This is a genomic window from Micromonospora sp. PLK6-60, from assembly GCF_019890675.1.
Taxonomy (GTDB): Bacteria; Actinomycetota; Actinomycetes; order Mycobacteriales; family Micromonosporaceae; genus Micromonospora.
Map to the genome: position 1 here is coordinate 86,400 of NZ_JAIOAA010000009.1, position 23,189 is coordinate 109,588.

The 23,189-nt window shown below is 75.2% G+C and carries 21 protein-coding genes; 12 read left to right on the forward strand and 9 right to left on the reverse strand.

Annotated elements, in window-relative coordinates:
• The first annotated feature begins 164 nt into the window (after positions 1-164).
• The 5 genes from K7640_RS18560 to K7640_RS18580 all read left to right on the forward strand — a co-directional run bounded on the left by K7640_RS18560 (position 165) and on the right by K7640_RS18580 (position 8,229).
• Complete coding sequence (locus tag K7640_RS18560) at positions 165-656, forward strand: DUF3145 domain-containing protein (RefSeq protein WP_222956129.1); 492 nt, start codon at positions 165-167, stop codon at positions 654-656.
• Positions 657-705: 49 nt separating this feature from the next.
• Entirely contained in the window at positions 706-2,463 is a 1,758-nt protein-coding gene (locus K7640_RS18565) for a glycoside hydrolase family 3 protein (RefSeq protein ID WP_222956130.1), read from the forward strand.
• A gap of 5 nt (positions 2,464-2,468) precedes the next feature.
• Positions 2,469-4,745: a hypothetical protein gene (locus K7640_RS18570; protein WP_222956131.1), complete on the forward strand. Its 2,277-nt coding sequence runs from the start codon at positions 2,469-2,471 to the stop codon at positions 4,743-4,745.
• 104 nt (positions 4,746-4,849) lie between these two features.
• Complete coding sequence (locus K7640_RS18575; protein WP_308042591.1) at positions 4,850-5,956, forward strand: glycosyltransferase family 2 protein; 1,107 nt, start codon at positions 4,850-4,852, stop codon at positions 5,954-5,956.
• Positions 5,953-8,229 (forward strand): hypothetical protein, encoded by a 2,277-nt coding sequence (locus tag K7640_RS18580; RefSeq protein WP_222956132.1) that lies wholly within the window; start codon positions 5,953-5,955, stop codon positions 8,227-8,229. Before K7640_RS18575 ends, K7640_RS18580 begins: the two co-directional genes overlap by 4 nt.
• A gap of 4 nt (positions 8,230-8,233) precedes the next feature.
• Here K7640_RS18580 and K7640_RS18585 read toward each other — a convergent pair whose 3' ends face one another.
• The gene (locus tag K7640_RS18585) at positions 8,234-8,944 is read right to left on the reverse strand and encodes a bifunctional 2-polyprenyl-6-hydroxyphenol methylase/3-demethylubiquinol 3-O-methyltransferase UbiG (protein WP_222956133.1); all 711 of its coding nucleotides are present in this window, start codon (positions 8,942-8,944) and stop codon (positions 8,234-8,236) included.
• Between the two features lie 115 nt (positions 8,945-9,059).
• Here K7640_RS18585 and K7640_RS18590 point away from each other — a divergent pair, with 115 nt between their 5' ends.
• On the forward strand, positions 9,060-9,281 hold the full coding sequence (locus K7640_RS18590; RefSeq protein WP_222956134.1) for a hypothetical protein: 222 nt from the start codon (positions 9,060-9,062) through the stop codon (positions 9,279-9,281).
• 145 nt (positions 9,282-9,426) lie between these two features.
• Here the strand turns inward: K7640_RS18590 and K7640_RS18595 are convergent, their stop codons facing one another.
• The 6 genes from K7640_RS18595 to K7640_RS18620 form a co-directional block, all read right to left on the reverse strand.
• On the reverse strand, positions 9,427-10,848 hold the full coding sequence (locus tag K7640_RS18595; RefSeq protein ID WP_308042592.1) for a carboxyl transferase domain-containing protein: 1,422 nt from the start codon (positions 10,846-10,848) through the stop codon (positions 9,427-9,429).
• A 24-nt stretch (positions 10,849-10,872) separates the two neighbouring features.
• On the reverse strand, positions 10,873-12,099 hold the full coding sequence (gene fabF / locus K7640_RS18600) for a beta-ketoacyl-ACP synthase II (protein ID WP_222956136.1): 1,227 nt from the start codon (positions 12,097-12,099) through the stop codon (positions 10,873-10,875).
• A gap of 2 nt (positions 12,100-12,101) precedes the next feature.
• A complete protein-coding gene (locus K7640_RS18605) occupies positions 12,102-12,341 on the reverse strand; it encodes an acyl carrier protein (protein WP_088972559.1) in 240 nt (79 codons plus the stop codon).
• 86 nt (positions 12,342-12,427) lie between these two features.
• A complete protein-coding gene (locus K7640_RS18610; protein WP_222956137.1) occupies positions 12,428-13,372 on the reverse strand; it encodes a beta-ketoacyl-ACP synthase III in 945 nt (314 codons plus the stop codon).
• 58 nt (positions 13,373-13,430) lie between these two features.
• Positions 13,431-14,600 (reverse strand): acyltransferase domain-containing protein, encoded by a 1,170-nt coding sequence (locus K7640_RS18615; protein ID WP_222956138.1) that lies wholly within the window; start codon positions 14,598-14,600, stop codon positions 13,431-13,433.
• 135 nt (positions 14,601-14,735) lie between these two features.
• Positions 14,736-15,935 (reverse strand): PucR family transcriptional regulator, encoded by a 1,200-nt coding sequence (locus K7640_RS18620; RefSeq protein ID WP_222956139.1) that lies wholly within the window; start codon positions 15,933-15,935, stop codon positions 14,736-14,738.
• Between the two features lie 201 nt (positions 15,936-16,136).
• On the opposite strand from K7640_RS18620, the gene K7640_RS18625 reads away from it, so the two are divergent.
• On the forward strand, positions 16,137-16,454 hold the full coding sequence (locus tag K7640_RS18625; RefSeq protein ID WP_222956140.1) for a hypothetical protein: 318 nt from the start codon (positions 16,137-16,139) through the stop codon (positions 16,452-16,454).
• A gap of 30 nt (positions 16,455-16,484) precedes the next feature.
• Here K7640_RS18625 and K7640_RS18630 read toward each other — a convergent pair whose 3' ends face one another.
• Positions 16,485-17,147: a hypothetical protein gene (locus K7640_RS18630; RefSeq protein ID WP_222956141.1), complete on the reverse strand. Its 663-nt coding sequence runs from the start codon at positions 17,145-17,147 to the stop codon at positions 16,485-16,487.
• 277 nt (positions 17,148-17,424) lie between these two features.
• Here K7640_RS18630 and K7640_RS18635 point away from each other — a divergent pair, with 277 nt between their 5' ends.
• From K7640_RS18635 to K7640_RS18655, 5 genes are all read left to right on the forward strand, one after another.
• Positions 17,425-17,994 carry a copper resistance protein CopC gene (locus K7640_RS18635; protein WP_308042593.1) on the forward strand — a complete coding sequence of 190 codons (570 nt, stop codon included), beginning with the start codon at positions 17,425-17,427 and terminating at the stop codon, positions 17,992-17,994.
• Between the two features lie 108 nt (positions 17,995-18,102).
• Positions 18,103-18,939: an ABC transporter ATP-binding protein gene (locus tag K7640_RS18640; RefSeq protein ID WP_222956143.1), complete on the forward strand. Its 837-nt coding sequence runs from the start codon at positions 18,103-18,105 to the stop codon at positions 18,937-18,939.
• On the forward strand, positions 18,936-19,754 hold the full coding sequence (locus K7640_RS18645) for an ABC transporter permease (protein WP_308042594.1): 819 nt from the start codon (positions 18,936-18,938) through the stop codon (positions 19,752-19,754). Before K7640_RS18640 ends, K7640_RS18645 begins: the two co-directional genes overlap by 4 nt.
• A complete protein-coding gene (locus K7640_RS30860) occupies positions 19,751-20,938 on the forward strand; it encodes a sensor histidine kinase (protein ID WP_308042595.1) in 1,188 nt (395 codons plus the stop codon). Before K7640_RS18645 ends, K7640_RS30860 begins: the two co-directional genes overlap by 4 nt.
• Positions 20,935-21,552 carry a response regulator transcription factor gene (locus K7640_RS18655; RefSeq protein WP_222956144.1) on the forward strand — a complete coding sequence of 206 codons (618 nt, stop codon included), beginning with the start codon at positions 20,935-20,937 and terminating at the stop codon, positions 21,550-21,552. Before K7640_RS30860 ends, K7640_RS18655 begins: the two co-directional genes overlap by 4 nt.
• Before the next feature lie 175 nt (positions 21,553-21,727).
• On the opposite strand, the gene gltX is transcribed toward K7640_RS18655, so the two are convergent.
• Positions 21,728-23,137, reverse strand: a complete 1,410-nt coding sequence (gltX, locus tag K7640_RS18660) for a glutamate--tRNA ligase (protein WP_222956145.1) — start codon at positions 23,135-23,137, stop codon at positions 21,728-21,730.
• Positions 23,138-23,189: the final 52 nt, after the last annotated feature.

Here is a 23,189-nt window from a genome sequence, read left to right on the forward strand (position 1 = left end):
AGCTCAACCGGGTGGACCGTCCCGGCATTCCACCTCGCAATTTGTCCGGCGAATTTCTCGATTCCCTGGCGCACCATCCGTCACGCAGGTCATCATGTGTTGCACGGGCCGCTCGCCGGACGAGGTCGTAGGGGAAGACGCACCTCGCTCCCCGGGAGGTCACCGTGCCAACGCGTGGCGTCGTATACGTCCACTCGACCCCGCTCGCCGTGTGTTCGCACGTCGAGTGGGCGATCGCGCGCGTGCTCGCCGCGCCGGTCAACCTCGAGTGGACCACACAACCCGTCGATCCCGGCGCCCGCCGGGCCGAGTGCGGGTGGACCGGCCGCCCGGGGACGGGCGCCGAGCTGGCTGCTGCCCTCCGGCAGTGGCCCATGATCCGTTTCGAGGTGACCGAGGAGCCCAGCGCCGGCGTCGACGGGGAGCGGTTCATGTACGTGCCCGGCCGGGGTCTGTTCCGGGCCACGGTCGGCGCGGCCGGCGACATCCAGCTCGGCGAGGACCGGCTGCGCGCCATCATGGCCGCCGCCCGCGCCCCGGAGGCGCTCGCGCACGCCCTCGACAAGGCGCTGGGCACCGCCTGGGACGCCGAGCTGGAGCCGTACCGCCACGCCGGGGACGGCGCGCCGGTGACGCTGCTCACCCGGGTGGGCTGAGCCGGCCTCCGGCCGGCCGAGTTGCCCCGATACGCGCCAAGCTGGTGGGATGGGCCGCGTGTCGACTTCCCCGCGACGCTTCGGCGTCGCGCTCGCCGCCCTGACCGTGCTGCTCGGGTCCGGCTGCTCCGGGGCACCCGAGCGACCCCGTCCCGCACCGTCGGCCGGGTCGCCGTCGGCCGCGCCGTCGGCGGCGGACCCCTCCGCCAGCACCGGCCCGGTCCCGGCGCCCGGCGGTGAGCCGGCCGCGCGGGCGGCCGGCCTGGTCGGGCGGCTGAGCGACGAGGACCTGGTCGGCCAGGTGCTGATGCCCTACGCGTACGGCAGCTCCGCCACCAAGGTGTCGCCCGGCTCGGCGGCCGGCAACCGGGCCATGGCCGGGGTCGACACCCCCGCCGAGATGGTGGCGAAGTACCGCCTGGGCGGGGTGATCCTGGTCGGCTTCAGCGCCGACGACCCGACCAGCAGCAACCAGGCCACCACGAACGTGGACAACCCGAAGCAGGTCCGGGAGCTCACCACCGGGCTGCGCGAGGCCGCCGGCCGGCTGCCGGCCGGCGACGCGCCCTTCCTGATCGGCACCGACCAGGAGTACGGGGTGGTCACCCGGCTCACCAACGGGGTCACCCCGCTGCCCAGCGCGCTCGCCGCCGGTGCGGCGGGCCGGCCGGAGCTGACCGAGGCCGCCTGGCGGGCCGCCGGCACCGAGCTGGCCGCGGTCGGCATCAACCTCGACTTCGCCCCGGTCGCCGACGTGCTGGTCACCCGCAGCACGGTGATCGGTTCCCGGTCCTTCGGCGCCGACCCGCAGCGCGCCGCCCCGCAGGTCGCCGCCGCGGTCCGGGGCCTCCAGTCGGCCGGGGTGGCGGCCAGCGTCAAGCACTTCCCCGGGCACGGCCTGAGCCCCGCCGACTCGCACACCGACCTGCCGGTGGTCCCGCAGTCCCGCGCGGTGCTGGACCGCACCGCGTTCCCGCCGTTCCGCGCCGGCATCGACGCCGGGGCGATGGCGGTGATGTCCGCCCACCTCGACGTCACGGCGGTCGACCCCGGCACCCCGGCGACCTTCTCGCACAAGCTGCTCACCGACGTGCTGCGCGGGCAGCTCGGCTTCCAGGGCGTGGTGATCACCGACGGGATGAACATGGCCCCGGCGAAGCGGTGGTCGCCCGGTGAGGCGGCGGTCCGCGCGCTGAAGGCCGGCAACGACCTCATCCTGATGACCCCGAACCTGACCCAGGCGTACGACGGGCTGCTCGCCGCGCTGCGGGACGGCTCGCTGCCCCGGGACCGGCTGGTCGACGCGGCCACCCGGGTGCTCACCATGAAGTTCAAGCTGGCCGGCCGGCCCACCCCGGCGCTGAGCACGCTGGCGGCGCCGGCCCACGTGCAGGCGGCCGGCGCGCTCGCCGCCGCCGCGGTGACCCAGCTGCGCGGTGCCTGCGGCGCCCCGGTACGCGGCCCGGTGACCGTCACCTCCTCCGACGGGCGGGACCGGACCCGCGCCGCGCTGACCGAGGCGCTGACCGCCGCCGGGGTGAAGGTGGTCCCGGCCGGCGGCACGGTGGTGCACCTGGTCGGGTACGGCGACGGCGCCGGGGACCTGCGCGCCGACGCGGCGGTGACGGTGGCCATGGACACCCCGTACGTGCTGGCGGGGGCGAAGTCGCCGGCGCTGTACGCGACGTACTCCTCCACCCGGGCCTCGATGACCGGGCTCGCCGCGGTGCTGGCCGGGAAGGCCCGGCCCACCGGGCGGTCCCCGGTGCCGGTGAGCGGCCTGCCCGCCAGCACCTGCGCCGGCTGACCGCGGTGACCGCGCTCGTCACCGGCGACGCCCGCACCGCCGCCCCCGCCCGCCGCGCCGGGCGCACCGCCCTGCCGGCGCTGGTCGGATACCTCGTGGTCGCGGCGGTCCTGCTGGCCGTCGGCACGCCGCTTGTCGATCTGCTCCGCTACACGGGTTATGCGCTGGGGTGGGTGGTGGTGCCGGGGACGTTGGTGTTCCGGGCGGTGCGGTCGCGGCCGTTCACGCTGGTGGAGGATCTGGCGTTCGGTGCGGTGGTCGGGCTGGTGTTGGAGCTGGTGGCGTGGGCGGTGTTCGTGGCCGTCGGTGCGGGGCGCTGGTTGTGGCTGTGGCCGCTGGTGGTGCTGGTGCCGTACGCGGTGCTGCCCCGGCTGCGCCGGCACTGGTGGGTGCGCTACCCGACGCGGGTGCCGACCGGCTGGGCCTGGGCGGTGGTGGCCGTGGTCGCGGGCTTCACCGGCTACCTGGCCGAGTCCTTCCTCAAGCTCAACCCGGTGCTGCCCAGCACCGAGACCCAGGCGCAGTACATCGATCTGGCGTTCCAGTTGTCGGTGGCGGGGGCGGCGACGCATCAGGTGCCGTTGGACGTGCCGCAGGTGGCGGGGGAGCCGCTGCACTATCACTGGTTCGGGTTCGCGCAGTTGGCGGCGAGCAGTCTGGTGAGTGGGGTGGATCTGCCGACGGTGTTCTTCCGGTTGGCGGTGCCGGCGTGGTGCGCGTTGGCGGTGGTGCTGGTCGCGGTGGTCGGCTGGCGGGTCAGTGGCCGGGCGTTCACCGGGGTGGTCGCGGCCGGGCTGATGTTCGTGGTGGGGGAGTTCGCGTTCGAGAACGGGGTCCGGCAGTTGTTCGGCACCCAGGCGACGTTCATCGTGTGGGGCAGCCCGTCGATGACGTACAGCTGGGTGTTGCTGCTGCCGCTGATCGCGGCGCTCGGTGAGATCGTGGGCCGGGCCCGGGGCAGCGCGGTGCCCGCGCTGGGCCGGGGCGCCTGGGTGCTGGTGGTGCTGCTGCTGGCCGGCTCGACCGGGGCGAAGGCCAGCTCGGTGCCGGTGGTGCTGGCCGCGCTGGCGTTCACCGCCGTGGTGCTGCTGGCCGTGCGGCGGCGGATGCCCCGGGCGCTGCTGGTCGCGGTGGGCGCGGCGCTGGCCGCGCAGCTCTTCGCCACCGCGGTGCTGTTCGCCTTCGCCAGCCACGGGGTGACCGTCGACCCGCTCTCCGGGCTGCGGCCGTACGTCGGCGACGTGCCCGGGCGTCCGGCCCTGCTCACCGGGGTGATCTGGCTGGCCGTCGGGCTGGCCTTCCTGCTCAACCTCCAGCTGCGGCTGGCCGGCGTGGTGGCGCTGCTGCGGCTGCGCCGCTGGCGGTTGGAGCCGGTGCAGCTGTTCCTGCTCGGCGGGGCGCTCGCCGGCCCCGCCGTCTATCTGCTGGTCGGCCACCCGGGCAGCAGCAACCAGTACTTCACCCGGGCCGGGTTCGCCTTCGGGGTGCTGCTCTCCGCCTGGGGCTACGCCGAGCTGTTCGACCGGGCCGCGCTGCCGCGACGGGGCCGGCTGCTGCTCGCCCTCGCGGCGGCCGGCTTCGCCGTCGCGCTCACCGCCGTGCAGTTGCGCCACCCGGCCACCGTGACCAGCGACCCCGCGTACCGTCCGGTGCTGCCGCTGCTCTGGTGGGCCACCGCCCTGCTGGTGCTGGTCCTGCTGGTGTCGCTGAGCTGGCCGGCGCTGCTGGAGCGGTGGCCCGGGCTGGCCGGCCGGGGCTGGCTGGTGCTGCTCACCGGGGTGCTGGTGGCCGGCGCGCCGGGCCTGGTCACGGACGCCGCGGCCGGCCGGCAGCACCCGAACGGCGGGGCGTACGCGGTGGTGCCGATGCCGGCCTCCCGGGTGGCGGCGGCCCGCTGGGTCCGCGCGCACAGCGACCCGGACGACGTGCTGGCCACCAACGTGCACTGCCGGCAGGTGGTCGACGGGTGGTGCGACGCCCGAAGCTTCTGGCTGAGCGCCTACGCCGAGCGCGCGGTGCTGGTGGAGGGCTGGGCGTTCGCCCCCCGGATGGTGGGCCTGCCCGGTGGCCCGTACGCGCCGTTCTGGGAGCCCGGGCGGCTGCGCGCCAACGACGCGGCGTTCACCGCCCCGACCGCCGCCGGCCTGGCCGAGCTGCGCGACCGGTACGGGGTGCGCTGGCTGGTCGTCGACCGCGAGGTCGAGCCGGAGTCGCCGGACCTCGCGGGGCTGGCCGAGCTGCGCTTCGACAACGACCGGACGGCCGTCTACCGGCTGCGCTGACCAGCGGTGTCCGTCCGTGGGACCGGCCCGCGTGGGACGGCGGGGACCCGCTCCGGCTGGTAGCGTCCGTCGCGTTCGCCGACGCGGCTGTGACGGAGGTCGACGTGGGATCCACCCGCCCGCAACCACTGCTCTCCGTCGTGGTGCCCATGTTCAACGAGGAGAGCGTGCTGCCGCTGTTCGCGCGGCGGCTCCGGGCGGTCCTCGACGACCTCGGCGAGCCGTACGAGGTGGTGGCCGTCGACGACGGCAGCACGGACGGCACGGCTGCCGGGCTGGCCGCGCTGCGCGCCGGCTGGCCCGCCCTGCGCGTGGTGCGGCTGCGCCGCAACAGCGGCCACCAGGCCGCGCTGGTCGCCGGGCTGCTGCGCGGGCACGGCCGCTACCTGGTCAGCATCGACGCCGACCTGCAGGATCCGCCCGAGACGATCGTGGAGATGCTGCGCCGGGCCCGCGCCGAGGACCTCGACATCGTGTACGGCGTCCGCGTCGACCGCAGCACCGACGGCGCGTTCAAGCGGTGGACCGCGGGCGCGTACTACCGGTTGATGCGCCGGCTGGTCGGCAAGCAGGTGACCGCCCAGGCCGGCGACTTCCGGCTGCTCAGCCGGGCGGCGGTGGAGGCGCTGCGGGAGCTGCCCGAGCGCAGCCCGGTGCTGCGGCTGGTGGTGCCCTGGCTCGGCTTCCCCAGCGGCGAGGTGACCTACCAGCGCCACGAGCGGGCCGCCGGCCGCACCAAGTACCCGCTGTCGCGAATGGTGGGCCTGGCCGCGGAGAGCGTGACCAGCTTCTCCGCCGCCCCGCTGCGCTTCGCCACCTGGCTGGGGCTGGCCGGGGTGGCGGTCTGCGGGGTGCTGGTGGTGCTGGCGGTGGCCGCCTGGCTGGGCGGGGCCACGGTCAGCGGCTGGCCCTCGCTCTACGTGGCGATCCTGTTCCTGGGCGCGGTGCAACTGCTCTGCCTCGGCCTGCTCGGTGAGTACGTCGCCCGGATCTACACTGCGGTGCAGGGCCGTCCGGCATACTTCGTGGCCGCCGACACCGCCGACGACGTGCGCCCGGCCGGCGGCGCGGAGGTGGTGGCGGACACCGCCGAGGACGCCGTGCCGCGCCCCGGCCCGGGGACCGGCGCCGAGCCCGCCGCCCGAGTGGTGGCCGGGGATGCGCCGCGCGCCGAGGGGCAGCCGGCCGCGTACGCCGACACCCTCCGGTGAGCGGTCTCGCCGTCGCCGACCCCGTCCGGCCGGTCGACGCGCCCCCCGCCCGCGCGCCCCGGTTCGCTTTCCTGCCGGCGCTGGCCGGTTACGCCGTGCTCGCGGCGGTCCTGCTGGCCGTCGGCACGCCACTGGTCGACCTGATCGCGTACACGGGTTATGCGGTGGGGTGGGTGGTGGTGCCGGGGACGTTGGTGTTCCGGGCGGTGCGGTCGCGGCCGTTCACGCTGGTGGAGGATCTGGCGTTCGGTGCGGTGGTCGGGCTGGTGTTGGAGTTGGTGGCGTGGGCGGTGTTCGTGGCCGTCGGTGCGGGGCGCTGGTTGTGGCTGTGGCCGTTGGTGGTGCTGGTGCCGTTCGCGGTGCTGCCCCGGCTGCGCCGGCACTGGTGGGTGCGCTACCCGGTACGCGTCGCGACGGGGTGGGCGTGGGCGCTGGCCGCCGTGGTGGTCGGCTTCACCGGGTATCTCGCCGGCTCGTTCCTGACCACCACCCCGGTCCTGCCCCGCTCGGAGGGGCAGGAGCAGTACATCGATCTGGCGTTCCAGTTGTCGGTGGCGGGGGCGGCGACGCATCAGGTGCCGTTGGACGTGCCGCAGGTGGCGGGGGAGCCGCTGCACTATCACTGGTTCGGGTTCGCGCAGTTGGCGGCGAGCAGTCTGGTGAGTGGGGTGGATCTGCCGACGGTGTTCTTCCGGTTGGCGGTGCCGGCGTGGTGCGCGTTGGCGGTGGTGCTGGTCGGGGTGGTCGGTTGGCGGGTGTCGGGCCGGGCGTGGGTGGGTCCGGTGGCGGCGGCGTTGATGTTCACGGTGGGGGAGTTCGGGTTCGAGAACGGGGTCCGGCAGTTGTTCGGCACCCAGGCGACGTTCATCGTGTGGGGCAGCCCGTCGATGACGTACAGCTGGGTGTTGTTGCTGCCGCTGATCGCGGCCGTCGCCGACCGGATCGGCCGGGCCCGGGGCAGTGCCGTGCCGGCGCTCGGGCCCGGCGCGTGGCTGCTGGTGGTGCTGCTGCTGGCCGGCTCGACCGGGGCGAAGGCCAGCTCGGTGCCGGTGGTGCTGGCCGCGCTGGCGTTCACCGCCGCCGGGCTGCTGCTGACCCGGCGGTTGACCTGGACCGTGCCGCTGCTCGTGCTGCTCGCGCTGGCCGCGCAGCTCTTCGCCACGGCGGTGCTGTTCGCCTTCGCCAACCACGGGGTGGCGATCGACCCGTTCTACAGCCTCCGGGTCTACACCGCCGGCACCGAGGCGTATCCGCCGGCCGCCGTCTGGGCCGGCACCGTGCTGGCCTTCCTGCTCAGCCTTCAACTGCGCCTGGCCGGCGTCGCGGCGCTGCTGTGGCGGCGGCGGTTCCGGCTGGAACGCGTGCAACTGTTCCTGCTCGGCGGGGCGCTCGCCGGCCCGGCCATCCACCTGATGCTGCGCCACCCGGGCAACAGCAACCAGTACTTCACCCGGGCCGGGTTCGCCTTCGGGGTGCTCCTGTCCGCCTGGGGCTTCGTGGAGGTGGCCGACCGGGCGGCGCTGTCCCGGCGCGGCCGGGTGGCGCTCGGCGTGGCGGCGGCCGGGTTCGCCGCGCTGCTCACCGCCGTCCAGCTCCGCTACCCGGTGGCGCCGACCGCCGGGCCGCGGTTCGACCGGCTGCTGCCGCTGCTGCGCTGGGCCGGCGCGCTGGCGCTGCTCGCGCTGCTGCTGGGGGTGCTGTGGTGGCTGCTCGCCCGGCACTGGCGGGGCCTGGCCGGCCGGGGCGGGCTGGTGCTGCTCACCGGCGTGCTGGTGGCCGGCGCGCCGGGCCTGGTGCTCGACGTCGCCGCGGCCCGGGCCCAGCCCAACGGCGGGGCGTACGCGCGGGCGTCGATGCCAGCCTCGCTGGTGGAGGGCGCCCGCTGGGTGCACGGGCACAGCGCGCCCGGCGACGTGCTGGCCACCAACGCGCACTGCCGGCAGGTGCTCCGGGACGGCCGGTGCGACGCGCGGCTGTTCTGGCTGAGCGCGTACGCGCAGCGGTCGGTGCTGGTGGAGGGCTGGGCCTTCGCCCCCCGGATGGTCGGCCTGCCGGGCGGGGTGGCGGCGCCGTTCTGGGACCAGGACCTGCTGCGCCGCAACGACGCCGCGTTCACCGCGCCCACCGCCGCCGGCCTGGCCGAGCTGCGCGACTGGTACGGGGTGCGCTGGCTGGTCGTCGACCGGCAGGTCGCCCCGGAGTCCCCCGCCCTGGCGGGCCTGGCCGACCTGCGTTTCGCCAACTCCCGGGTGGCCGTCTACCGGCTGCGCTGACCGGTCAGGCCGGGCGGTGGGCGCGCAGCATCAGCGACACCCCCGGCAGCGACCGCACCGGCAGGTACCGCTCCGCGGTGATGACCGCCCGCAGGCCCAGGTTCACCACCGGGTGCAGGTCGTCCAGGTCGCTGCCGGTGGACGTGCGCCGCCGCCAGGCCGCCACCGGGCGCAGCACCACGTTCCAGCTGGACAGCTCGTCGACCACCAGGCCGGCCTTCTCCACCACCGCCCGCAGCGACTCCCGGTCGTACCGACGGACGTGCCCGACCGCCACGTCGTGCGCCGACCACAACCGCATGTCGCAGGGGACCGCGATCAGGGCGGTGCCGCCCGGACGCAGGGCGCGGCGGATCTCGGCGGCGGCGAGATGGTCCTCGTCGAAGTGTTCGAGGATGTCGAAGGCCACCACCAGGCCCAACGCCGCCGAGGGCACGGGCAGGTGCCGGGCGTCGGCCCGGATCACGTCCAGCCCGCGCTCGCGGGCCACCCCGGCGCCCTCCGCGCTGTATTCCAGGGCCAGCGGACGCCAGCCGTGCGCGCGCAGCACCCGGGTGTTGCCGCCACCGGCCGCGCCGATGTCCAGCGCCCGCTCCGGCCGCACGCCGGCGGCGGCCAGCCGGCGCAGCGACCGGGCGAGCAGCGCCCGCCGCTCCCGGTACCACCAGTGGGTGTCCTCCAGCGCGGCGAGCTTACGGATCTCGGTTGCTTCCACGGCGTACTCCTCGACGGGGTGCTCAGCGGCCTCACCCTAGCGGCCGGAGCCCCGTCGCGCGGCCCGGCGGAAACCCGGATGCGCCCGGGGCACGGTCGCTGGCACCCTGACCGGCATGGGACGGCAGGCGGAGGGCTTCCAGTACGTCGAGCGGGCGGACGGCACGGTCGTGATCACCCATCACGGGCGGCCGGCCGGCACGCTGCGGGGCGCGCGGGCCGCCGAGTTCCTCGCCGAGGTGGCCGACGATCCGCAACTGGTGATGGCCCGGTGGACCGGCAACTACCGCCGGGGCAACGAGCGGCAGGCCCGCCGGCATCCGCGCAACCGCGGCTGACCACGCCACGGGTGAGGCGGCGCCGATCGGTGAGGCGTGCCGATGGCTGACCCGCTGCCGCCGGTAAGGCGGCGCCGATCGCTGACCCGCCGCCGCCGGTGAGGTGCGTCGATCGCTGACCCGCAGCCGCCGGCGCGGCGGGCCGCTACAGCGGGATGTTGCCGTGCGCGCCCCGGGCGGCGGGCGCGTCGGCGAGCGCCTCGGCGATCCGGCGCCGGGTCTCCGCCGGCTTGATCACGTCGTCCACCACGCCGATCTCCAGCGCCCGGTTGACCCCACCGGCCGTCCGGATCTGCTCCTCGACCAACTGGGCCCGCAGCGCCTCCCGCTCCTCGGCAGGCGCGGCGGCGAGCCGCTTGCGGTGCAGCACGTTCACCGCGGCGCTGGCCCCCATCACCGCGACCTCCGCGTTCGGCCACGCGTACACGGCGGTGGCGCCCAGCGAACGGGAGTTCATCGCGATGTACGCCCCGCCGTACGCCTTGCGGGTCACCAGGGTCACCCGGGGCACCACCGCCTCGGCGAAGGCGTGCAGCAGCTTCGCCCCGCGCCGCACCACGCCGTCCCACTCCTGACCGAGGCCGGGCAGGTAGCCGGGAACGTCGACAAGCACGATCAGCGGCACGCCGAGGGAGTCGCACATCCGGACGAACCGGGCGGCCTTCTCGGCGCTGGCCGCGTCGAGGCAACCGCCCAGCCGCAGCGGGTTGTTGGCGACCACGCCCACCGTGCGACCGGCGAACCGGCCCAGCGTGGTGACCACGTTCGGCGCCCACTTGGCGTGCAACTCCACGCCGGGGGCGTCCAGCAGCGCGGTCACCACCGGTCGCACGTCGTACGCCCGGTTGGCCTGCGCCGGCATCCGCGCGGTCAGGTCGTGGCCCTCGTCGCCGACCGGCACGTCGTCCGGGGAGAACCGGCCCTGCCGGCCCAGCAGCGCGGCGAGCCTGCGGGCCTCGACCAGCGCGGACCCGTCGTCGTCGGTGGTGACGTGCACGACCCCGGAGCGGCGGCCGTGCGCCTCCGGGCCGCCGAGGCGTTCCATGTCGACCTGCTCGCCGGTGACCGAGCGGACCACCTCGGGGCCGGTGACGAAGATCCGCCCCGCTCCGCTCATCACCACGATGTCGGTGAGTGCCGGCCCGTACGCGGCGCCGCCGGCGGCCGGGCCGAGCACCACCGAGATCTGCGGCACCCGCCCCGAGGCGCGGACCATCGCGGCGAACACCTGCCCGACCCCGTCGAGGGCGACCACGCCCTCCTGGAGGCGGGCGCCGCCGCAGTGCCACAGCCCCAGCACCGGCACCCGGTCCCGGACCGCGGTGTCGATCGCGTCCACGATGTGCCGGCAGCCGTCGACGCCCATCGCGCCGCCCATCCGGGTGGCGTCGGTGACGTACGCGACCGCCGGCGTGCCGTCGATCTCACCCCGCGCCCAGCGCACACCGGAGGCGTCCCGGGGGCCGGAGAGCCGGAGCGACCCCGCGTCGAACAGGGCCCGCAGCCGCGCCTCGGGATCCCGATGGTCCGCGGTGGACGTTCCCCGGCCGACGGCGGTGCTTGTCACTCCGGCCTCCAAGGCTGTGGTGTGTCAGGCCCGCGTGAAGACGAGGGCCACGTTGTGCCCGCCGAAGCCGAAGGCGTTGTTCAGCGCGACGGGGATCTCCATGTGTCGCGGCTTGTGCGCGGCCACGTCCAGGGTCAGGCCGTCGTCCGGGTCGTCCAGGTTGATCGTCGGAGGGACGACCCCGTCCCGGATGGCCAGGATGGTGGCGATCGACTCCAACGCGCCCGCCGCGCCGAGCAGGTGCCCGGTCATCGACTTCGTCGCGGACAGCACCGGGTGGTCGCCCACCGCCTTGCGCAGCGCGCCGATCTCCAGCATGTCGCCCACCGGAGTCGAGGTGGCGTGCGCGTTGACGTGCATGACATCCATCTTCGCGACGTCCGCGTCGGCGAGCGCCTTCTGGATTGCGCGGATCGCGCCCTCGCCCTCGGCGTGCGGCTGCACGATGTCGTACGCGTCGGAGGTGATCCCCGCGCCGGCCAGCCGGGCGTACACCCGGGCGCCGCGGGCGGCGGCGTGCGCGGCGCTCTCCAGCACCACCACCCCGGCGCCCTCGCCGAGCACGAAGCCGTCCCGGCCCTTGTCCCACGGGCGGGAGGCCTTCTCCGGCTCGTCGTTGCGGGTCGACATCGCCCGCATCGAGGCGAAGCCGGCGATCGGCAGCGGGTGGATGACCGCCTCGGTGCCGCCGGCCACCACCACGTCGGCCCGGCCGGCGCGGATGATGTCCAGGCCGAGCGCGATGGCCTCCGCGCCGGTGGCGCAGGCGCTGGCCACCGAGTGCACGCCGGCCTTGGCGCCGAGCTCCAGCCCGACCCAGGCGGCCGGGCCGTTCGGCATCAGCATCGGCACGGTGTGCGGGGAGACCCGCCGCGGGCCCGACGCCTCCAGGATGTCGTCCTGGGCGAGCATCGTGGTGGCGCCGCCGATGCCCGAGCCGACGCTCACCGCCAGCCGCTCCGGGTCCAGCCCGGAGTCGGCCAGGCCGGCGTCCGCCCAGGCCTGCTGCGCGGCGATCAGCGCGATCGCCTCGGAGCGGTCCAGCCGGCGCAGCCGGACCCGGTCGAGCACCTCGGACGGCTCGACCGCGAGCTGGGCGGCGATCCGGACGGGCAGTTGACCGGCCCACTCCTGGGTGAGCGCACTCACCCCGGAGCGGCCGGCGAGCATGGCGTCCCAGGTCGACGCGACGTCCCCGCCCAGCGGGGTGGTCGCGCCGAGCCCGGTGACGACGACGTCGGTGCGCGCCATGATCAGGACTGCGCCGCGATGTAGCTGACCGCGTCCCCGACGGTCTTGAGGTTCTGCACCTCGTTGTCCGGGATCTTCACGCCGAACTTCTCCTCGGCCGCCACCACGACCTCCACCATGGAGAGCGAGTCGACGTCGAGGTCGTCGGTGAAGGACTTCCCCTCGGCCACGTCGTCCGGGTTCACCCCGGCAACCTCTTCGAGAATCTCGGCGAGGCCGGCGGTGATCTCGTCACGGGTCATTGCGGTTCGTTCCTCTCATCGGGGATTCCTGACGACCGGCGTCGCCGGTCGTCGTTCCTGCGGGCGGGTTCGCCCACGGGGGGTCTTCAGGGGCAGCGGACGACCTGACCGGCGTAGGTCAGGCCACCGCCGAAGCCGAACAGCAGCACCGGGGCGCCGCTGGGCACCGCCCGCCGCTCGACCAGCTTGGACAGGGCCAGCGGCACGCTCGCCGCGGACGTGTTGCCGGACTCGACGATGTCCTTGGCGACGATCGCGTCGGGGATGTTCAGCCGCTTCACGATGCCGTCGATGATCCGGGCGTTGGCCTGGTGCGGCACGAAGGCGGCCAGCTCGGCCGGGGCGACGCCGGCCTTCTCGCACGCCTGCAGGGCCAGCGGCGCCAGCGCGGTGGTGGCCCAGCGGAAGACCGCCTGGCCCTCCTGCGCGATGTACGGCCGCCAGCCCTCGATGCGGACCGCGTCGCTCTTCTCCGGCACCGAGCCCCACACCACCGGGCCGACCCCGGCCGGCTCCCCGTCGGCGGTCGCGGTGACCACCGCGGCACCGGCCCCGTCGGCGAAGATGATGCAGGTCGACCGGTCGGTCCAGTCGGTGAAGTCGGAGAGCTTCTCGGCGCCGATCACGATCGCGTTGCGCGCGGCGCCGGCGCGGATCGCGTGGTCGACGGTGCCCAGCGCGTACGCGAAGCCGGAGCAGGCCGTGTTGACGTCGTACGCGGCCGGCGCGGTGATGCCGAGCTTGGCGGCGACCCGGCAGGCCACGTTCGGGCTGCGGTCGATCGAGGTGCAGGTGGCCACCACCACCAGGTCGATGTCGGCGGCGGTGAGCCCGGAGTTGGCCAGCGCCTTGCCGGCCGCGGCGGTGGCCATGTCGGCCACCGTCTCGTCACCGGCGATCCGCCGGGTGACGATGCCGACCCGGTCCCTGATCCACTCGTCGTTGGTGTCCACGAGCTGGGCGAGGTCGTCGTTGGTCACCACCCGGGACGGCTGGTAGTGCCCGAGCGCGACGATCCGGCTGCCGGTCATCGGTGCTGTCCTTTCGTTCGCGACCGCCGGGTACGCGGGCCCGGCGACGGCCGAGGGCTCACGCGGGTCCCCCGATGCGGGCGAGGGGTTGGCCCGGTGCGACCGGGTCGTCGTGGTGGGCGAGCCACTCGGTGAGCAGCCCGCTGTCGTGCGCGGTGACCTCGACCGCCCCCTGTCGGGTGGCTACCTGGCCGATCACCTGGCCGGCCCGCAGGTCGGCACCCTCGGCGAGCCCCGGGGTGGGGGCGAAGGTGCCGGCGGCCGGGGAGACGACCACCCGGAACTGGATCACCGGCTCGTGGCCGCGCAGTCCGCTGTGCCGGGCGATGAGGTCACGCGCGGCGGGCAGGTCGTCGGGGGTGTTCAGGGTGACGATCTCGGGTGCGCCGGTGGCCTTGAGCTCCCGCTTGACCAGGCCGGCGAGGGTGCCCGCCGGCGGCAGCTCGATCACCCCGGTGACGCCGAGGTCGGCCAGCGTACGCATGCACAGGTCCCAGCGCACCGGCGCGGTGACCTGACGGACCAGCCGCTGCACCAGCTCTCGGCCGTGGTTGACCGCGGCGCCGTCGAGGTTGGACAGCAGGATGCGGGCCGGGTCGGCGGGGACGATCCCGGCGGCGACCCGGGCCAGGGCGGCCTCGGCCGGGGCCATGTACGGGGTGTGGAAGGCGCCGGCCACCTGGAGCTTGATGATCCGGGCCTTCGCCGGTGGCTCGGCGGCCAGCTTGTCCAGCCCGGCGACCGAACCGGCGGCGACCACCTGGCCGGAGCCGTTGCGGTTGGCCGGGTGCAGCCCGTGCGCCGCGATCGCGGCGAGCACCTCGTCGGGGTCGCCACCGAGGACGGCGGCCATGCCGGTCGGTTCCAGGGCGCACGCGGCGGCCATCTCCCGCCCGCGTACGCCGGCCAGGGTGACCGCCGCCTCGGGCGACAGCACGCCGGCGACGGCCGCGGCGCCCAGCTCACCGACGCTGTGCCCGGCGGTGAGGGCGACGTCGTGCAGGGGCAGGTGCTCGGCGGCGAGCAGGGCCGCGGCCACCAGCAGCGGCTGGGTGCGCGCGGTGTCCTTGATCTCCTCCGCGTCGGCCTTCGTGCCGAGGTGCACCAGGTCCACCCCGGCCAGCGCGGAGAACCAGCGCAGTCGGGCCTCGGCGCCGGCCACGTCGAGCCAGGGGGTCAGGAAGCCGGGCTTCTGGGAACCCTGGCCGGGAGAGAGTACGGCGAGCACGTCTATGACTCTGACGGATACTCATGGGTCGCGCTGTAACGAGTGCCACCAAACCGCACTAGAACCTTTGGAGGGTTCCTCCAAAGATCGGTGAAGATGATCAGTGGTCTGTCCCGTTTTGCCGGCTGCTGGGTTTCATGTCTGGGTCGGGGCCAGCGGGACCACCGGGTCCAGCCGGCCCACCGTCAGGGCCACCTGGAGGGCGAACGCGTCCCGGGGGACCAGCGGCGAGAAGCCGGTCACCTCGGCGATCCGGCGCAGCCGGTAACGCACCGTGTTCGGGTGCACGTAGAGCGCCCGGGCGGCGCTCTCCAGCGTGCCGCCGGCGGCGAAGAAGGCGTCCAGCGTCTCCAGCAGCTCGCCCCCGGCGCGGACCAGCGGCCCGTACACGTCCCGGCGCAACCGCCGGCGCGCCTCGCCGTCGCCGGCCAGCGCCCGCTCCGGCAGCAGGTCGCCGGCGGCCACCGGGCGGGGCGCGGTGGGCCAGGCCGGGGCGGCCCGGAAGCCGGCCAGCGCCGCCCGGGCCGAGTCGGTCGCCTCGTCCAAACTCGGCACCGCCGGGCCGACCACCACCGGCCCGTCCCCGAACGCCGGCAGCAGTTTCTCCGTGGCGCCGGCCGGGTCCGCCGCGCCACCCAGCACGATGACCAGCCGGTCGCCGTGCACGCCGCCGATCACCTCGACACCGATCCGGCGGGCGTGCCGGTAGACGGTGTGCAGCACGGCGGCGACCTCGCCGCCCGGGGAACGGCCCACCGCGACCGCCACCGGCGGCGCGTCGGTCCAGCCCAGCGCGGCCGCGCGGCTGGCCAGCACGTCGGGGGAGTCGCCGCGCAGCAGCGCGTCCACCAGCAGGGCCTGCAACCGGGCGTCCCACGAGCCGCGCGACTCCGCGGCCCGGGCGTACACCCGGGCGGCGGCGAAGGCGATCTCCCGGGAGAAGCGCAGCACCGCGTCGCGCAACTGCTGCTCCTCGCCCGGCGCGGCCAGCCGGTAGACCTGCTCCTCGACCACCTCGATGGTCACCCGGATCAGCGCGACGGTCTGCTGGAGGGTGATCGAGCGGGCGAGCGCCTGGGGGGCGGTGGCGAAGACCTCGTCGGAGACCTCCTGGGTGCTGTCCACCGTGCCGCCGCCCGAGTGCAGCCACTGCACCAGCGACCGGACGCCGGCCTGGGCCACCAGCATGACCCAGGACCGCTGGTCGGCGGGCAGCTCCCGGAACCACGGCAGGGACTCGTCCATCCGCGCCACGCTCGCGGTGGCCAGCGCCCCCGCCGCGCGTTCGATGCGGCGCAGCGTGGCCGACAGTTCACTCCCGCCCGGCTCGCTCACCCGTCCAGCCTGACATGTCGGCCGGTGACGGCTGCACGCCGGCCCGGGCGGCCGGCGTCCCAGGTCGAGGGATGATCTCCGCCCGACGCGCCGCCCGCGAGCAGGGGTAACCGCCGCACGAGCCGTCGGGGGCGGCCAGTACGGTGGCAGGGCACGTCGGGACGACCGCCCGGCGGGTTGGCGACAGGTGAGGAGGCCGGCATGGCGCACGGGGAGGCCGACGGCTGCACCCAGGACGAGTCCTGCCGCCCGGGCCACCAGGAGCACCCCAACGGCGGCAAGCACCACCGGCGGCTGCCCGGCCTGCCCCACCCGGCGGAGACGCCGGGCCTGGCCGGTCGCGCCGACGAGGAGCCGCAGGTGCCCCGGCAGCGGGCCGGGGAGCCACCGGCCGCCGAGGCCGAGCCGACGGGTTGCCGCAACGAGGTCGCCGGCTGGGCCGGGGCGCACCGGCACGGCCCGGTCCGTCCCCGGCAGCGGGTCCACCGCCGGGAGCGGCCACCGCGCCGCTGGTGCTGACCCGCGGGGCCGACCCCGACGGGTCGCCGCTCAGCGGGTGCGGCGGCGGATCAGCCAGGCGATCCCGGCGATGCCGACGGTGATCACCAGCACCACCGAGACGTTGAGCAGCAGCAGGCGGCGCAGCTCACCGAGGGCGTCGTCGATCTCCCCGGCCGGGTTGAGCGCGTCCTCCGGGATGACCCGCTCGCCGCCGCCGACGCCGCCGGAGATGGTGTCGAAGGTCCGCTCGACCGGCACGCCCACGCTGCGCAGCGTCTCCGACATGTTCAGCCGGCCGAGGAACCAGCCGGCGTTGACCGCCCGCGTCCCGGGCTGCTTGGCCGGCCGGAAGATCCGCGGGCCGCCCTTGGCGTAGGGGTAGAGGTCGAAGGTGCGGGTGGCCTTGTCCCCGGCGTACACCACCACGGTGAACTTGCGCCCGAGGTCGGCCTTCGCGGGAGCCTTGGCGCGGCCCACCCGGCCGATCCAGTCGACCTGGTCGATGACGGCCAGCACCTGGGGACGCTGCTCGGGCGAGCGCAGCCGCAGCGGCTCGGCCATCCCGTCGCCGCTGATCTGCACCCCGGCGGTCGGCCCCGGTCTCGACACCGGGTTCGTCGGGTCGGCCACCGCCGGTCCGGTCACCGCCAGCGCGCCCGCCAGCACACCACCGATCAGTACGGTGGCCCACCACCTCACCCGTCGGACCATCGCTGCCTCCTCGCCCCCGGTATCGATGGATGGCTCTAGCTGCCGGTCACGCGTCAGGTCGGTCGCCGGCGGTCACCGGCACGATCCCGGTCACCACCAGAAAGACTCCGTGGAACGTCACTCGGTTGCATCTGCTGGAACGCTAATTGGAACTATCTGGGAACCCGGTCCGACTAACTGTCAGCCCCCCGACCGGTGGGCGGATCGTACCGTTGCGGAGGGGTTCATGGGGGGCAGGGTCGCACGGGTCACTCGTGAGTGGCTAGTCGTATTCGGCGTGGCGCTCGGTGTTTCGCTCATGTTCCCGGCCGCGCCGGCCGCCGCGCACAACTCGTTCACCGGCAGCACCCCGGCCAAGGGCGCCCGGGTGACGACCGCCCCCGCGCAGGTGGAGCTGCGTTTCCTGGCGAAGGTGAACGCGGACAACACCACCATCACGGTGACCGGCCCGGGCGACGCGCCGGCCGCCGGCGGCCCGCCCCGGTTCGCCGGCAGCCGGGTCCTGGTGCCGCTGGCGGCCGGTCCGGCCGGGGAATACGTGGTGGCCTACCGGGTCGGCTCGGCCGACGGGCACCCGATCAAGGGCGAGGTGCGGTTCACCGTCACCCGGGGGACGACGCCCGCCGCGACGCCCCAGCTGGCCCCGTCGTCACCCGCGGCCCCGTCCGCACCGGCCACGACCGGCCCCGCCACCCCGGCCACCGGCGCCGCCCCGAGCAGCGCCGATCCGGTGGCGACCGGCGCGTCCACCGGGGACGGTTCCCGCTGGCGGTGGCCGCTGGTCGCGGTGGCCGTGCTCGCCGTGCTGGCGGCGGCCGTGTTCGTCCGCCGACGCCGGGCCCGCTGACCCGACCCGCCCTGGTCGGCCGCCGCGCGGGGTCCACCGACCGACGGACAGCGCGGTTCCGTCGACCGGTCGTCGCGGCGGGCTCCACCCCGGACCGACGATCGGAGCATGACCGAGAACCCCGCGGTCCGGGTGCGCGGACTCCGCAAGGCGTACGGCCCCGTGACCGCCCTGACCGACCTGGACCTGGACGTCGCGACCGGCGAGGTGCTCGCCCTGCTCGGCCCGAACGGCGCGGGCAAGACCAGCGCGGTGGAGATCCTGGCGGGCCACCGCGACCGTGACGGCGGCACCGTCAGCGTGCTGGGCCGGGACCCCGGCCACGCGGGGCTCGACTGGCGGGCCGAGATCGGGATCGTCCCGCAGCACTGCGCCGACCTCGGCGAGCTGACCGTACGCGAGAGCGTGCGGCACTTCGCCCGCTACTTCCCCCGGCCCCGGGACCCCGACGAGGCGATCGAGCTGGTCGGGCTCACCGGCAAGGCCGGCGCCCGGGTCCGGACCCTCTCCGGCGGGCAGCGCCGCCGCCTCGACGTGGCGATCGGGGTCGTCGGCCGGCCCCGGCTGCTCTTCCTCGACGAGCCGACCACCGGGTTCGACCCGCAGGCCCGCCGCCGGTTCTGGGGGCTGATCCGATCCCTGGCCGGCCGGGACGGCACCACCGTCCTGCTCACCACCCACCACCTGGAGGAGGCCGAGGAACTGGCCGACCGGATCGTGGTGATCGCCGCCGGCCGGGTGGTGGCCGAGGGTGAGCCGGCGACGCTGGCCGGCCGGGCGAGCCGCACGCTGGTGCGCTGGGCCGACGGCGCGCAGAACACCGACGACCCGGCCGCCCTCGTCGCCGAGCTGACCCGCCGCTACGGCGGCCCGGTGCCGGGCCTGACCGTGACCCGGCCCAGCCTGGAGGACGTGTACCTGGACCTGATCGGAGACCACTCGTGAGGACCTTCGCACTCCGTCGATCCGCCGCCCTGCTCGGCCTGCACCGCGCCGGGGTGGAGCTGAAGACGTTCTTCCGCGAGCGGGACGCGGTCGTCTTCACCCTCTCGCTGCCGATCGTCGTCTTCGTCCTGCTGGGCGCGATGTTCGACGGGGTCTACCCGGGCAGCGACGTCACCACGGCCCAGTACCTGGCGCCCAGCATGATCGCCGCCGGGGTGGCCTCGACGACCTTCGTCAACCTCGGCACGGGCATCGCCGCGGACCGCGACGACGGCACCCTCAAGCGGCTGCGCGGGATGCCGATGCCGCCGTCGGCGTACTTCCTCGGCAAGGCCGTGACCGCGTTGCTGATCACCGTTGTGGAGGCGGGGCTGCTGCTGGTGATCGGCGTGGTGGGCTTCGACCTGACGGTGCCGACGGACCCGGCCCGCTGGCTCACCTTCGGCTGGGTGTTCCTGCTCGGCGTGACCGCCTGCTCGCTGCTGGGCATCGCCGTGAGCAGCCTCGCCGGGTCGGCCCGCAGCGCCGCCGCGGTGACGAACCTGCCCTACCTGGTGCTGGCCTTCATCTCCGGCATCTATTTCACCCCGGTCGGTCAGCTACCCGGACCGCTGGTCACCGCCGGCTCGCTGTTCCCACTCAAGTGGATGGCGCAGGGTTTCCGGTCGGTGTTCCTGCCCGACACCATCCTTGCGCAGGAGGTCGTACCCTCCTGGGAGCACGGCCGGATCGCGCTCGTGCTCGCCGCCTGGTGCATCGGAGGCCTCGTCCTGTGTCTGACCACGTTCCGCTGGCGGGGCCGGCGGGACCGGTGAGCGGCACCACGCCGGCGGCCACCTCGGGGTGGACGGCCCGGTTCCCACTGTGGGACGGCTACTTCGCGATCACCGTGCTCGGGGTCGGCGCCGCCGTGGCCGCCGACCCCAGCCGTCCCGGCGCCGACCGGGCCACGGCGGTGGTCCTGTTCGGCGCGCTCACCGCCTGGTACGTCGCCTTCGGCCGGCCGCTGATGCGCGACGGCCTCGAGGACCGGCGCGGCTGGCTCTACCTGGCCGGCGTGTTCGTCCTCTACCTGCCCGCCGTGCTGGCCTCCACCTCGGCCAGCTTCCTGCTCTTCGCGCTCTGCCCGCAGGCGTTCATGGTGCTGCCCGCCGTGCCGGCGGTCGGCGCGGTGCTGGCGCTCAACGCCGTGCACGTGGTGGTCCTCGCGGCGCGCGCCGACAACCTGGCCGACGTCACCGGGCCGGCGCTGATCGCGGCCCTGGTGGCGGCCGTGGTGTCGATGGTCGGGGTCTGGTCGCAGCACACCGTCGCCGAGAGCGAGCGGCGGGCCGAGCTGATCGCCGAACTGGGCCGGTCGCGCGACGAGGTGGCCCGGCTCTCCCGCCAGGCGGGGGTGACCGCGGAGCGGCAGCGGCTGGCCGCCGACATCCACGACACCGTCGCCCAGGGGCTGTCCAGCGTGGTGCTGCTGGTCCAGGCCGCCGAGGCCGACCTGGACCGCGACCGGGCCACGGCCCGCCGGCACCTGCGCCTGGCGGTCGACACGGCGCGGGACAACCTGGCCGAGGTGCGTGCGCTCGTCGCCGCCCTCACCCCCGGTGAGCTGGCCGGCTCGTCGCTGGCCCAGGCCGTGCGCCGGCTGGTGGAGCGGTTCGCCCGGGAGACCGGCGTGCCGGCCACCTGCGTCGTGCCGGACACCGACCGGCCGCTGCCGACCGCGGTGGAGGTGGTGCTGCTGCGCGCCACCCAGGAGGCCCTGACCAACGCCCGGCGGCACGCCGCGGCCGGCACGGTGGCGGTGCTGCTGGAGCACCACCCGGACGCCGTCGTGCTCCAGGTGGTCGACGACGGCGCCGGCTTCGACCCGGACCGGCCCGGCGGCGGGTACGGGCTGGCCGGCATGCGCGCCCGACTCGACCAGGTACGCGGCCGGCTGGCCGTCCGCTCCGCCCCGGGCGACGGCACGACGGTGCGGGTGGAGGTGCCGTACCCGTGATCTCGATCCTGCTGGTCGACGACCACCCGGTGGTCCGGGCCGGGGTGGCCGGGATGCTCGACGGCGAGCCGGACCTGGCCGTGGTCGGCGAGGCGGCCTCCGGCGCGGAGGCGGTGACCGCCGCGCGGGCGCTGCGGCCCGACGTGGTGCTCATGGACCTGCGGATGCCCGGCCTGGACGGGGTCGCGGCGACCGCGCAGGTGCTGGCCGCGGCCCCGGCGACCCGGGTGGTGGTGCTGACCACCTACGAGACCGACGCCGACATCCTGCGGGCAGTGGAGGCCGGCGCCGCCGGCTACCTGCTGAAGGACGTCTCCCGGGCCGACCTGGTGCAGGCCGTGCGCACCGCCGCCCGGGGCGGCACCGTGCTCGCCCCGTCGGTGGCGACCCGGCTGCTGCACCAGGTGCGCCGCCCCGCCCGGGAGTCGCTGTCGCCGCGCGAGACCGAGGTGCTGCGGCTCGTCGCCCGGGGCCTGTCCAACGCCGAGATCGGACGCGAGCTGCACATCGGCGAGGCGACCGTCAAGACGCACCTGCTGCGCAGCTTCGCCAAGCTCGGCGTCTCCGACCGCACCGCGGCGGTGACCACCGCGATGGCCGCCGGCCTGCTCTGAGCCGTCGCCGTGCGCTGGCGCAGTGCGCCGCCGCGCTGCGCCGGCCCGTGGGGCGCGCCCGGCACGACATGCGGCAAGTCGGACCGTCCGCGCCGCCGGAAGACCCCACCCGCCGCAACCCGCCCCAACGCCCCACCCGCCCCAACGTCCCGGGCCGGGCGGGGGCGCGGGCCGGTCAGGGCAGGCGGACGCGGGCGGCGCGCAGCCGGGTGAGGGTGCGCTCCCGGCCGAGCACCTCCAGGGACTCGAAGAGCGGCAGGCCGACGGTCCGGCCGGTGACGGCCACCCGGACCGGCGCCTGTGCCTTGCCGAGCTTGAGGCCGCGCTCGGCGCCGACCGCCTCCAGCGTCGACTTGAGCGAGTCGGCGTCCCAGGACGCCAGCGCCTCGAACGCGGCGATCGCCGCGTCCAGCAGCTCGGCCGCGCCCTCCTTCATCGCCTTGGCCCAGGCCGCCTCGTCGATCAGCGGCGAGGCCAGGAAGAGGAAGTCGAGGTTGGGCACGATCTCGCTGAGCACCGCGATCCGGGTCTGCGCCAGCGGCGCGACGGCGGCGAACGCGGCGGGGTCGAACTCCTCGGGCTGCCACGGCGGCGGCGCGATGGTGTCGGTGCCGGTCAGCCAGGGCTGGCAGGCGGCCACGAACTCGTCGACCGGCAGCGCGCGAATGTACTCGCCGTTGAACGCGCGCAGCTTCTTCTCGTCGAAGAAGGCCGGGGAGGGGTTGACCTCCGTCAACCGGAACTCCTCCTCGATCACCGACCAGGGCACGATCTCCCGGTCGCCGGACGGCGCCCAGCCGAGCAGCATCAGGTAGTTGCGCATCGCGGCGGCGAGGTAGCCCTCGTCCCGGTACGCCTCCAGGGCGACCTTGTCCCGCCGCTTGGACAGCTTCTGCCGCTTCTCGTTGACCACCACCGGCACGTGCGCCCAGACCGGCGGCTTGACCCCCAGGGCGTCCCAGAGCAGCTGCTGCTTCGGGGTGTTGGGCAGGTGCTCCTCGGCGCGGATCACGTGGGTGATCCCCATGGTCATGTCGTCGACCACGTTGGCCAGCAGGAACACCGGGGAGCCGTCGCCGCGGGCGATGACGAAGTCCTCGATCAGCTTGTTCTCGAAGGTGGGCTCGCCGCGGATCAGGTCGACCACCACGGTCTCGCCGGTGTCCGGGGTGCGGAAGCGCAACGCCCGCCCCTCGCCCGGGCCGAGCGCGCGGTCCCGGCAGAAGCCGTCGTAGCCCTGGTACTGGGAACCGGTACGGGCCTGCACCGCCTCCCGGGTGCAGTCGCAGTAGTACGCCCGGCCGCTGTCGTACAGCCGCTGCGCCGCGGCCCGGTGCTCACCGGCGTACGACGACTGGAAGTACGGGCCCTCGTAGCTGCCCCGCTCGATGCCGATCCAGTCCAGCGCGGACAGGATGCCCTCGGTCCACTCGGGCTTGTTGCGGGCGGCGTCGGTGTCCTCGACGCGGAGCACGAACACCCCGCCCTGCTGCCTGGCGAAGATCCAGTTCTGCAGGGCCGAGCGGGCACCGCCGACGTGGAACATTCCGGTCGGGGAAGGGGCGAAGCGTACACGTACCGTCACGTCCCCCAGCCTACGGCCGCCGGCCAGCGGTTAAGGAGGGGGCCCTTGTTAA